Raw genomic sequence first — 12544 nt, forward strand, 5'->3', positions numbered from 1 at the left:
CCAATTGCTGGCGATGGAGATGTCCGTCCCAGCCGGTCAGAACATCTGGCCTCCGGTAGGCGCAGTCGCGCAGCGAGGACGCAGAGAGTCAGGCTGGGCCGATTGCCCCATGCAAGACCTCGGCCCTGCATGCCCGCTGGATCAGCGTCACGCCCACTGGATCCGCGGTGCGGCGAGCGGGATCGGCGAACCCGTGATCTTGACGCGCAGCCTGCGCAGCGAGGCTTTGGCGGCGGCCAGATTCTGTTCGAGCGTTTCGGGGCCATCGCCGCGGCGTTCGGCGACGTACCGCAGCCATCGCGGGAACGCAGAGTCGATCGTCGCGAGACGCTCGCCGCTGAACTCGAACCCATCCCCGGGCTCGCCGAACTCGGCGAACGGGTCATAACCGCTCAGATCGTCATCTGCATCCCACAACGGCAGAAATCGCTCGATGAAGGTCTCGATCCTCGGCGGCGTCCAGCGAAGCACATCAGGGTCACGGCAGGCCTGCGAGAACATCGTTGCCGCCACAACCAGTCCGGCCAAGTCCTCTTTGTGCTCGCCGAGCGGGAAAGGCAGGTCAACGAACCCCCCGACGACATCGGCGAGGCGCTCAGCGACATCCTCGTCGTCGATGGCATCACCTTCGCAGGTGCGTTCGGCGCTCGGCAGTGCCTCGACCCGCTGGCCCACGAGCATGCGCAGATCGATGTCCGCATCCAGATCGAGGTCGTTGTCCCACCAGTCTGCGATTGCCTCATCCAGATGCTCAAGACCTCTCGCCAGCAGTTCTTGGGCCGCGTCCAAGGCGATAGTTTCGGCTACGAGTCCCGCCTCTTGTAGTCGCGGTGCCGACTGCCCCGCTGGAGTGACTGCCAGATCGTGTGCAATGCCCCAGCCGAACGGATGCAAGCTGGCGCAAACCTCGTGAACGGACCCATCCGGTCGGGCGAAGTCGACGACGACTGCTGCGTACTCGTCCCACTCGTCACAGAGCTTGACGGCCCCGACCGCCTCGGCAGCGCCGAGCGATGTCGCCCATGGAGGCACTGAAGCGCCGTCTGCCCCGAGGCGGTCCAGCACCTGCTGGGCGCGTTGGCGGCTCGCGGAAGGGCCGTAGACGCTCATGCCCGCGGCAATCACCCCGCCGGCCGCAGATCCGATGGTCTCGGCATGCGCCAGCACCGCCGGGGCTCGAACACCGAAGGGGTTCCAGTCCGAGGTGAGATGCATGCCGATGGTGCACGACACTGCCGTCTCTGTTGCGATCAGATCATCGTCGTCGTGCGTGTCGATGCAGTGCTCGATGTCGGCGACCAGCATGGCGAGCTCTCGCGTGGTTCTGTCATCGGGGACCGGTCGATGACGCCCGGTTACAGCGCGTTGGCTCGTGCGGCCTCGGGTGCCCTTGGGCGTCACACGGCCGCCACGTCGTGACTTCGGTCTGGCCATCGGCGAAGCGTAGGCCCGCCACCTCCGCAGCCCGCGGACACCTAGCAGGCGTACCGCTGGCGGGGTGCGCTGCACCACGCTGACGCCGTCGATCGGTGCGCCGAGACCGCCTCCTATCTCGGGTCTCTCACAGTCGGCAGGTGGGGGCCGATGTAGCCGATGTGAATCTTGCCGGTCTTGCCCCGAGTGTCGTCGAGAAAGTACAGGCGAGGCGCGGTCTCACCTTGATCGAGCTTGACGTGCGCTGCCATCTCACGGCGCCCAGAGACATCGAGCGCTGGGTCGACCTGAAAGCGCCTCGCATGGGTCATCCGCTCGCTGCGCTGAACTCCGACGGATTCGCTCATGGCGACGCGGTTGGCGCTGTAGCAGACACCACCGCTTCCGCCTCGCTCACACCAGTGCTTGAAGTCGCCGTCGCGCGTGCCGTCAAGAGCGTAGGCATGCAGAGCCCGCAGCGCCTCCATGACTGCATGTCCCCGCCCTTGACGTCGGCCGGACTTGTCGAGCCTGGCGACCGCGGCCTCAACGACGGAATCGGGGATGCTCAGCGCTACAAGGTGTGTCTTCGCAAACTCCAGCGCCTGCTTGACGCTGCGAACCCTTCCCGGTTCTCGCTCACCCTGCACCCGCGACAGCGCCTCGACCGTCTGGCGCTCAGCGTCGGCGATGCGCTCGGCATGGCCGGACAGTGCGCCGATGATCCGGTGCTGCTCGCGCCATCCGCCCCGCAGCCGCCGGATGCGGTTCTGCAGATGCGCCACCCGCTCTCGTGCCGCGCCAAGCTCCGCCGTTGCAGAGTCGAGCTGCTCCCGACAGTCAGTCAACAGATCACGGGTCTCGAGGAGGGTCGCCCAGTTCATCTGGGCCTCCTCCTCCTTCTCGGCGAGACGTGCTCGGAGGCACCCCCGTGTATCCGAGCGGTCGCCTACATCGGGCTTGGTGGAGACGATGGACGGCACCACCCTGAAACAGGTCGGGGAGGCGTGTCTACGAGGTGCCCGTTGCTGGCTCATGATTGCTCCTGGTTCTCTTGGGATATCTCCCGGTTGCCGACCTCTCGCGGAATCGCCAGATGTCAAGCATCAAACGCTGCTCGCCAATGCGCGGCTCTTCCGCCCATGAGATCCCAGCAGGGGGGTGTGACACCTACCGGATCGTGCCCCGCCCGGTGTCCGGTGACGATGTGCATTACCGCTGCCGTCGGGCGTGACGACTGCCCACTCCGGCGGGTTCACGCGGGCGCTGCGACGCATCGTCCAAGCTCACCGTGGCGCAGGAGACCATCAACCGGCCGGGAGCTCATAGACGAATGTTTTCGCAGGTCAGCGGGCTGAGCACGGCCCAAATCGAGTCCGCGACGCAGCACTAGGATCGCCACGTGCCTTCGCTGGCGGCGCTTCTGGACTTGACCGACGAGGAAGCACGCGGGCAGTGGGGGCGCATCTTGCAGCGCGTCCACAGGCCGAGGCAGGAGCCGTACAACTCAGTTGAGGTCGTCCTGTGCTGCGCGCTCTTCCGCGCCGTCGATCCCCATCGCTTCGGCGGACGCAACATTCACTTGATTCCAGAGGAAGTCGCGCTCCTCGCGGACCTGTTCATGCGATCGACGCGATCGATCAACATCAAGATGCTGAATCTCGACGGGTCACGTCCGAATGGCGCCGCGAGCGACGTGCCGTTCTATGACGCGATGGCTGCGGACCATCGCCACTTCACCGCTCTCTACGAATGCGTAGTGCGTGCAGCCCGGCAGATGGGCATCGGCCCGAGTCGCCTGCCTGATTTCGTCGAGCGCGACACGGCGGGCTATGCCGTCATGCTCGGCCAGGACCGCTTGCCTCAAGGCCCCTTGGCGGAAGCCGTGGAAGTCGCGGCGGCCCAGCTGAGGGCGAGACAGTTGGCGGCCGACGACGCCCAGACCTTCCGTGTTGCCGAGCAGAAGATCCGGCTCGGACAGCATCGGTTCGCCAGAAACGTGCTTGAGAACTACGGACATCAGTGCGCGTTCTGCGAGTTTGCTCCACGCTCGTTGCCGCGCCAAAAGCTCCTGATTGCCTCGCACATCAAGCCGTGGAGAGATTCGAACGACGTTGAACGGCTGGACGCAGCGAACGGAATCGCCTCCTGTCCGATGCACGACGCTGCGTTCGATGTCGGACTAATCACGGTCAACGGCGGCCTGCGGGTGCATCGAGCAGGATCCTTGCAGCACAGCTTGACCGCCGACGTTGGCGTCAAGCACAACTTCGGTAGCACGCTGCGGTCAACACTGCGACTGCCTCGCCGTGCCGCGCCCGACCGCACGTACCTCGCTTGGCACCACGAGCACATCTACGTCGACGCGATTTGACTGGCGTTCCGCTACCGGCCCAGCGCCTTCCTCAAGTCACCGCGATGAAGACGCTTCACAGAAGGCCGCTGCATTCTTCTCAACTCGCCGCGAGTCGCTCGAACCGAATCCGATCTATTTCGGAGCGCCTCGCCTGAGCCACTCTGACTGGTCAGTCCCGATGCGCGTGGCGGCCGAGCCGAGGGTTTGAGCCACCCGAGCCGCCAAGTTCGGACGCAAGCGCGCCATGACGTCGTAGCGAACGTCGTCCACGTCTGTGAAGTACCAGTTAGGCGCACTACCTCGAGCTACAACCGCGCCAGCGTCATTCGGCGAGAATCGGACTTGCTTCAGCTGATGCAACTGCGTGACGAACGAGAGGCCGGTGGGCACGCCATCAGAGGGACTGACCATCGCATCAGGTGACTCGTGACCCAACTGCACCGGAATGAGGGGGAAGTCACGAGATGTCGTCAGTCGGACGCTGTCGCATGGAGGTTGAACGCACAACCACAGTCCGTGTGGTGAGTCATCGCCCGACGTGAGCGGTTCCTGTGTCTCGGCCGCCCGTCTCAGAACGACGCCAAGCTCGAGCTGCGGCGGTGTGTCGCCGAGACCGACCGAGTCCATCATGGCGGCGATTTTCCGATTCGAGTCGTCCGCATCGACAAGTGCGCCCGTTAACTCAGGGATTGCCTGCCGTATCGCCCGGTCGTTCATACCGAGCTTGCAGAGCCCCTGAGAAACGGCCTCCCGGGCGAGTTCCTCGTTGCTCAATTGCCCTAGTTCCCCCAACGCGTTTTGCACCGAGCCGGAACTTCGCAGCCGTTGAGCAAATGGCTCCAGGTTTCCCGTGGCCGTCGATTGTGCCAAAGCCCTTGAGGAAGAGTCGATGTGCCACAGGTCGCCAACGCGCCCGTCATGCAGCACCCGCTCGAAGTCGCTCGCAAGGAGGCGCACGAACTGAGTTGCCGCATCGGATGGTTCCGGAAGTAGCGCCCGGTGAATCAAAGCCCCGGCGTCCAGTTCTGCGTTGAAGGTGGCCAGAATCCGCGGTGCCGACTCGCGCAGGGCGTTGATGCCACTGAAGGCGAACTCGGGCATCAAACCCTTGAACACCAACTCGAGGTCGGCGCAGATCATTCCCGGCAGGTCGCCGTAACCAGGCGGTTGACGTCGATCCTCGCCATCGGTCAGCCGCACTCCCGGCTTGCCGAACACGAGCACGACCGTGTTGCCGCGTCGGAGTGAGTACTCATCGACGGTCTCGAATTGGGCGCCGTCGACGAGACGCTGTGCAACATCTCCGAGTCCAGTCATGCCGGTGAATACCACGATGACATTGAGCCGTTCGGTGCGCTCCGAGGCGATCGCTTTGATCATCTCGAGAGTCGTGGCGTCGCTGCCGCACAGCAACCAGTCAAGTATCAACAGGTCTGCAATCTCGGCCCCCCGTAGTGCCTGCCGCACAATGTCCGACGCGCCCTCGGCCGGTTCAAGGACGCTGCACACCACCCCCGCCGCGAGGAACGCACGGACAAGCTCGGCTGGATGCACTGGGGTCTCGTCTTGCGCTGGGGGTTCGATGAGACCCTCTGTCGGCTCCTGCTCGCCACCCTCCGCCCACTCATCGTCGAGCACCTCGAGCGGCCCATAGTCTGGAGCTACGCGATCGTCGATCAGCAGCGCCGTGCGGAAGTAGTCACTGATGGCGCTCATTGCGAAGCTTGCTGCGGCCGAATCAGGAACTCGGCGCCGTCGCGGCTATCGCCGAGCACGATTGACCAGCCCGCCCGCTCAAGCACTTGGCTGGCGATTGCGAGGCCGAGGCCGCTGCCACCAGGGCGCGTGGTGAAGCCGAAGTCAAAAACGCGATCCGCTATGTCGTCAGCAATGCCTGGGCCGCTGTCTCGGTAGGTGATGGTTTGACCTCGGCAACCGAGCTCGATCGCCCTGGCCTCGCCAGTCCCAGTTTGGCCGATCCAATACAGGCTGTTGTCGACAAGGTTGACGAAGACCGGGTAATACGTCGACGCGTACCCTTCGATCTTCAGGGCCTGGAACTCGGGGCTCGGATCGAGCGTGACGTTCACGGTACGCATTCGCTCGTAGAAGAGTTCGCCGAGGAACCGCGAGATGTCGCTGCCCTTGATGGTGGTCTTGGCACGTCGAATTCGCCGTTGCATTGGCGTCAGCAGCGTCAAGTAGCTGTCAAGGTGGTCGAAGTCTCGCCGAAGAGCCTCGTATACCGGGACAAGTTGCGGGTTCTTCTTCGCCCACGAGTGGACTTTCCGCACATCGCTGCGGATGCTCGACACTGTCTGACTGAACTCGTGATCCACAACGGCCAGCGCCATTCCCAACTGAACGAATTCGAGCTGAGCATCTGCTTGTTCCCGAAGCTCCACGATCTCCGCGTCGGCTGCAGCCGCAAGCTCGGTAGGCGTTGGCGCGCCCACATCGAACACCGCTGCGCTCGAGCGGACGAGATTCGCAACCCGCATGAACGCCCGGCGCGAATCTGCCGTCAGCAAGTCGAGCGCCTGCTCGAACTCGGCCTGCTCTTCGATCCACCCTCGGCCACCTGGCGCGCTCGGCTGAACGACTGCTCCCAATCGCTGCTCAAAATCGCTTCGCAGCCCGTCGAGGATGGACCTCACGCTCTCGCTCATGGTGCTCAGTGCGCGGGACGCCTGAGTCTCGGCGGCACGTACTCGGTCTCGCACCGAGCCGACCCGCTGTTCGATGAACTCCTTGCGTTCGCGCTCATCCGACTCCTGTGCGACGAGGCGCTCTTCGATCGCCGCCGCCAGTTCGTCGACCGCTTCTAGGGCCGGCCGAATGTGCGACTGCTCAGCATCTGAGGCCATGCGCTCGACCTGAGCCATGGCGCGACGCATCGACGCTGTTGGCGCGAACCCCTCGGGTTCGTCGTACGCCAGCGGTTCGACGAGCCACTGGATCGCCCGTTTGGCATCGCCTACTCGTCTCGTCGCTGGTTGCAGGCGATCCGCCTCAGCGAGTTCTGCACGCAGTTCGCTCACGATGCGGGAAGCCTCTTGCCCTATGTCTGTGGAATCGAGGTGCCGCTGGGCCGCAACGAGCTGGCCTTGGAGCGTCCTCCGTCCTGCAGCAGCCTGCTTGTCGCGTTGCTTGCGAAGTTCATCCTCCCTGACGAGGCGTGCCCGGCCCTGTTCATATGCATGCACGTCGGCCCCGTCCGAGCGGTAGTAGCGAGCAGCCAATTCCAGCAGCAGATTCATGAGCAGCTTGCGAAAGTCCGAGTAGGCGCGGCCCCGGGTGAATCCCTCTCTGCCTGCCTTCTCCTGCAGCCCAGGATTCTGATCGCTGGAGAGCCGGATAGCGCCGAACATCCGTCGATAGGAGAAGTAGTAGTAGGCAGCCCCGAGAGATCGCCGCTCCTCAATCTCGAGGTAGTCCACGTCCGGCCTGCCGTAGGGTTGCACCCGGATGCCGTCCTTATACACATAAAGACCGCCTAGCCTTCTCAGCTTGGTGAACATGACCCGAAAAGCCTCCGGGTCGAGCATCGACTCGCTCGGCAAGCCCTGCACGACGCCGACTTCGAACGTGAACGGCCCACAACGCGGCGGCGACGAGTCTGGGCAAGGGATCTCGAAGTCTGAGACGTCTTCGGCAAAGATCCTGATGGTTCCCGCAAAGTTGCCGTTTTCGTCGAACTGGCCCCGAATGTGGTGATCGGCGTTGTCGAAATCATCCGTACCGAAAAACTCGTTGGGATCGAGCCGGCTCTCGCTGTCGCCCCCGCCTCGGTGATCCATGAAGTCAACGGAGAACTCGGGCGTTGTCGGTTCGCGGAGCCACACATCGGTGAACCCGTGCAGGGTCTGATCGAACAGAGACGCCTCGCTAGAGCTTTGGGGCTCGAGGTCGGCAGGGAGATCGCCCGATGCCGGCGAGACGACGAAGGTTGTGCCACTCGAGCCAAGCGCTCCCAAATCGGGCACGTCCCAACTGGGATCGTCAGGCAGCGCGTCGATCGTTGCTCGTATTTCGTCGAGCCGCCTTTGCCACGACTGCGAACTGTCCTTGCTCCTGAAGCTCTCCACTGCCTCACACAGCGGGGTCTTGAGACGGCGAACATCAGCCTCGGTGAGCTCGTCCGCGTGCAGCTCGATCAGGCCCACGGGCACCTCGTCGAGGTCGACGCCCGGCAACTCAAACATCTGCCAGTTGACGAGAGCGGCAATCGTCGGACTGCCGGCGTGCTTCGACATCGCCAGGACCTGACTGCCGAGCGCTCCGATGGCAAAACGACCGATGCCCTTCTCGCCGAGCTGCACTCTCAGCTGCATGCCGGGCGGGCGTTCCACAGGTGAGCGTTCCAGCTTGGACTCCGTGGCAATGGTGAGCCATGACCCCTGAAACGCGTCAAGGTTCATGCCCACGCCGTCATCCCTCACGACGAGCATGTTGAGCTTGCGGTAGTAGTCAGCGATGGCATAGGTGGCATATGCATCGTGAGCGTTCTTGAAGAGTTCGCTCAGCGCTGTCGGCAGGTTGGCGATCTGCTGTCTCCCAAGCATGTCGACCGCTCGGGCCCTGGCTCGGAACCCGGTCACGCTGCGTTCCTCATCTCGATCGTGCCGCCAGCGGTCTGACCCGCCTGTTGGCACGACTCTGCGCTACTGCCTCGATCGCGAGCCTTTGCCACATGCTCTATGAAGTGCTGTCCGAACTGCCGTGCCAGCAGGACCGGTACCGCGTTTCCAATCTGGCGAGCCTGTGAAGTCAGGCCTCCGGCGAACTCGAAGAAATCCGGGAATGTCTGCAAGCGTGCCGCCTCCCGTGCGGTGATTGCACGCTGCTCAGTCGGGTGGCCGAATCTCCCATTGCTGTAGCTGATGCACTTCGTTGTGAGCGTTGGCGCGGGCTTGTCCCAGCTCAGCCGGCCGTAGACGTCGGTGTGGCCGCCAAAGCCTCCGCTGTGGCAGTCGGGCCACAGGCGCTTCGGCCAGTTCCGCCGGTCGCCTCCCTCGGGCGTGGCCTTGATGCGTTCGCGATTCAGCGGCGTGAGGTGCATCGCCCTGTGGCTGCTGATCGCGGCTGCTTCTGGCCCATCGACATTGTGCGGCAGCGAATGTAGGGCATCGCGGACGGTGACGTGCGGCTGATCGGTCAGAGGGCCATGGGTCGGCGTCGGAAGGTCGATCTCGCTAAGGCTGCTGGCGATGAGGACGAGCCGACGACGAGTCTGCGGCACGCCGTAGTCCGCGCAGGAGATCGTGTCGAATGCGACGTCATGCGTCTTCTCCAGCACTTCGACGAATTCCATGAAGGGACCGTCCGACTTGGATGCGCGCCTCATTCCCGGCACGTTCTCCACAAAGACCAACTGCGGACACAGCGCCTCGACAAAGTGAAGAAGCTCAAGCACCAGTTCGGACCGCTCGTCCTCCCCAGTCGCTGCATTGCGATGGCCAGCGAAGGGCTGGCACGGCGCGCACCCAGCCAGCAGGCGGATGGCCTCATCCGCAGGCGGCATGACGGACACGACCTCTTCGGTCGCAAGCTCTCGGATGTCACGCTGGACAGCCTTCACGTCGGGAAAGTTCAGCTTGAACGTCTGGACGGCTTCCTCATCCCAGTCGGTGGCAAAGACTGGTCGCACCCCGGCATCGGCGAAGCCTCGCGCAGTCCCGCCGCAGCCCGAGAAGAAGTCCGCAAGCACAATCTCGCGAGTCATGCAGCCAACACCTCCTCAATCAGCGTTGCCACGACGCGCACCCTGCAGAGCACGTTTTCATGAGTGCAGTCAACCAAGGAGGTGTGACAACGGGAGTCTGGGCCGAGCTCTGGAAAAGAGGACGCGATTTGCTCATTGCGTAAACATCTGACCCTCGACAGGCGCCGCGGCTCGGGCGGCGGCTGCGAGGGCGCCTTCGCGCAGGCTGGGCCAAGCGGTGATGAGGCTGTTGTAGGCGTTGGCCTCGGCGGCCCAACCATTGTCGTTGGCCTTCTGGTACAGCAGGTAGGCAAGCTGACGGGCCCGGTCGCCGTTGCCGCCGAGCGTGTGCAGCAGGTCGGCAGCCTCGCTCTCGGAGCGCTCGAGAGCGGCTACGAGGTACTGCAGCGCCTCCCAGATTGTGAACCGGTCGTCTTCAGCGGGAGACCAAGGCTGCTTGAGTTCATCGCGCTTGTACAGCCGGAACTTGCCGCTATGGGCCTCGCCGATGCCCGACTCGTCTAGCCCTTCGAGGGAAGTGTTCTTGGCCTTGGCCACGCTCTCCGCATCGCCAGAGGATCCCGACCCGTACTGGTGCTCGGCGAACCAAGTCAACGCGAACCGCGTGTCGCGGTCCAGTTCGGCTTCTTCACCATCCAGCACTTCGCCCAGCACATCGTTGATGATCGACAACGCCGCCGACACACGCATCGCTGTCCCATCGGCCTCAACAACCTTGGCATAGCGCGAGAACACCTTGATCCCCGGTCCGATCGTGGACTGGGCCATGTCAACCGGTGCGATGTTGCCTGATTGCAGGAGGCGGACCGCTTCCGGTAGTTCGCTGCGAAGCGCAGCGATGAACTCGCCCCGGGTGGCCATGATCGCTTTGGGGGTCCGGGGCCTGCACGCAAGGACGATAGAAGAGGCAAGGGCGTTCGAGCGATTGGCACGAAGTCGGCCTGGTTTCTCTGTGCGTATCGGCCAAGTGGAACTGATCTGTAAGCCAGCATCGAGAATGGCCTGGAGAAACGTGTCCCAACCTGTAGACCGAAGTTCGCCGTCGTTGGTTTCCGTTGCCTTGTAAGCATAGTAGATCGTCGCCGGCACATCCAAAGTCGAAGCAGCGCCGAGATCTCTCATGCACTCGGCCATCCCGCTTTCGAAGAATTCTTCGGCTTCCTCGTTGGATCCCGTCCGAACATTATCGGCGACCAATTCTTGCGCCTTAGGAGTCGTCAGGGTGGACGTCTCATCCGGCCAAATGCCTGCGAGATTCATTCGCATCCAAACATAGAAGTAGTCTGAAATATCTGCATAAGGAACATTGTCGTAGTAGGGAGGATCAGTGGAGATCGCAACGCCTGAACTCTGCCGCAGTAGAGCACGAGCATCTCTTTGAGATGCTCGGCCCTCTTGTGAACTTGCCGGGGTTCGATCAATCGCACGCGCGACCCAATTGACCATGGACTTCCAACTTCCGGTAGATCCCGAGAATGGATTACACTCCGCATAATCCCAGGTCATCGGAATGGCTTGACGGCCAAAGGTGTGTGCCACAAAGCCTTGCGGAGCCCATATCGCGATCGTCGACCAATAGTCGACGCACTTATCTATGACGAACGCTAAGTATGTGACGACCGCTTCGGCATATGCGGTTGCCCCACGGCCACCACTACGCAGGGACCTACGATCGTCTGCGATGCCCACAGCCTCCGCGTCAGCTCGCGCACCAACCGCTACCTCACTCAGCAGGTCCGAGAATGTCGTCAACGCCACCAGCTGCCTAGACCTAAAGAGCTTCCACCATTCGTCCATTCCGTACGGTGGCGGCAGCATGTACCGAGAGTTTTCTGTGATGTAACCCCGGGGAACGTTCATTGGCGGTGGACAATCCGCTGCCAGTCGATCCTCCTCTGTCGCATCACAGAACATGCGGCCGGCAACGCCTTCGGCGACAACCGCCATCATCTGGGCATCCATCCGGCCGTCCGTGCCCTCGGACTTGACATATCCAGCCGGAATCGCGGCACCTGTAGCGATGCAAACCCCATTCCCGCGGCTGACTGTGCGGCCGTGCGTGGGCTCACCTCCCTCGCGTAGTTGGTAGCTAATGCTCTGGGACGTGTGGTCTAGTTGCGGTTCGATCCAGACTTTCGGCTTGCCCTTCTGGTTGGAGAGCGTCCATGACGCCACCAGCGGCACGTGGCCCGACCAGCTCGGATCGGGTGACTCCACCGTTCGCGCCCAAATCCAGGCGATGGGTGTGAGTTTCTCGCCGTCCGGCCCGGTGGCATCTGGATAGAGGTGGCCGATGCGTCGCTCGGCCTCGTCACGCATCCACCGGCCGTAGGCCTCAACATCCGCCGCCAGCCCTTGCGCCCGCTCCCAGGTGGTCAGGGTCTTGTCGATGTCGGGGTGCACCGGCGGCAGGCCGGCAAACCGAGGCGGTATCTCGATCATCGCCTTGTTGATCAGCACCGCAACAGGGTTCAGATCCCCCGCCAGTGCCGTCAACCCAAGCCGTTGGGCCTCCAGCGGGATCGCCCCACCGCCAGCGAACGGATCCAGGATCGGCGGCGGTCCTCCCGGGAAAGCCCGATCGATCTCCGCCCGAGCATCCGCCAACACCTCAGCGTCGTTGGAGTTCTCCCACTTGACCAGCCGCTCCAAGATCCGAAACAGCCGCTGCCGCTCCGTCTCCTGCGCCTCTGCGGCGGGCAGCAGATTGCCGTCGGGGTCGCGATATCCCTCAGCTGACGGATCGTCCACCAGTGACGCCCAGATCACCGCCCGGGCTGCCGCCAACGGCCGTCGCGCCCACCACAGGTGCAACGTCGACGGGTGCCCGTGCCGGATCGACTTCTCCCGCGCCGCCTCTGCATTGATCGCCGCCAGCGGCAGCGCCACCTCAATCAGCTTCGGCCTGTACGCCCCCGCCGTCACGACGCCTCACGGTAGCCAACAGCGCCGACCAGCCACGGGTCGCAGTAGCAACCGCGATCTGACATCCATTTGCGGCGCGGCCGGGTCCGGTTCGTCGGCGGGGGGGCCACGGGTCGCAGTAGCAA

General features: G+C 63.4%; 7 protein-coding genes. 1 reads left to right on the forward strand and 6 read right to left on the reverse strand.

The annotated features are described in order from the left end of the window. Window positions 1-147: 147 nt before the first annotated feature. Window positions 148-1434, reverse strand: coding sequence for a hypothetical protein (locus tag ACOGXQ_RS04170; RefSeq protein ID WP_419946192.1), 1287 nt, complete (start codon window positions 1432-1434; stop codon window positions 148-150). Between the two features lie 113 nt (window positions 1435-1547). Further along, window positions 1548-2297: a hypothetical protein gene (locus ACOGXQ_RS04175; protein ID WP_419946193.1), complete on the reverse strand. Its 750-nt coding sequence runs from the start codon at window positions 2295-2297 to the stop codon at window positions 1548-1550. A gap of 518 nt (window positions 2298-2815) precedes the next feature. On the opposite strand from ACOGXQ_RS04175, the gene ACOGXQ_RS04180 reads away from it, so the two are divergent. Next, window positions 2816-3787 carry an HNH endonuclease gene (locus ACOGXQ_RS04180; protein ID WP_419946194.1) on the forward strand — a complete coding sequence of 324 codons (972 nt, stop codon included), beginning with the start codon at window positions 2816-2818 and terminating at the stop codon, window positions 3785-3787. 114 nt (window positions 3788-3901) lie between these two features. On the opposite strand, the gene ACOGXQ_RS04185 is transcribed toward ACOGXQ_RS04180, so the two are convergent. From ACOGXQ_RS04185 to ACOGXQ_RS04200, 4 genes are all read right to left on the reverse strand, one after another. Then, window positions 3902-5485 (reverse strand): response regulator receiver domain, encoded by a 1584-nt coding sequence (locus ACOGXQ_RS04185; protein WP_419946195.1) that lies wholly within the window; start codon window positions 5483-5485, stop codon window positions 3902-3904. Continuing rightward, window positions 5482-8370 (reverse strand): ATP-binding protein, encoded by a 2889-nt coding sequence (locus ACOGXQ_RS04190; RefSeq protein ID WP_419946196.1) that lies wholly within the window; start codon window positions 8368-8370, stop codon window positions 5482-5484. The genes ACOGXQ_RS04185 and ACOGXQ_RS04190 overlap by 4 nt, the downstream gene beginning before the upstream one ends. Continuing rightward, the gene (locus ACOGXQ_RS04195; protein ID WP_419946197.1) at window positions 8367-9494 is read right to left on the reverse strand and encodes a DNA cytosine methyltransferase; all 1128 of its coding nucleotides are present in this window, start codon (window positions 9492-9494) and stop codon (window positions 8367-8369) included. Before ACOGXQ_RS04195 ends, ACOGXQ_RS04190 begins: the two co-directional genes overlap by 4 nt. A gap of 132 nt (window positions 9495-9626) precedes the next feature. Beyond that, window positions 9627-12419, reverse strand: coding sequence for a DUF1156 domain-containing protein (locus ACOGXQ_RS04200; RefSeq protein ID WP_419946198.1), 2793 nt, complete (start codon window positions 12417-12419; stop codon window positions 9627-9629). Window positions 12420-12544 lie beyond the last annotated feature (125 nt).

The organism is Candidatus Poriferisodalis sp. (assembly GCF_965208485.1).
In the GTDB taxonomy this organism is placed as follows: Bacteria; Actinomycetota; Acidimicrobiia; order Acidimicrobiales; family Poriferisodalaceae; genus Poriferisodalis.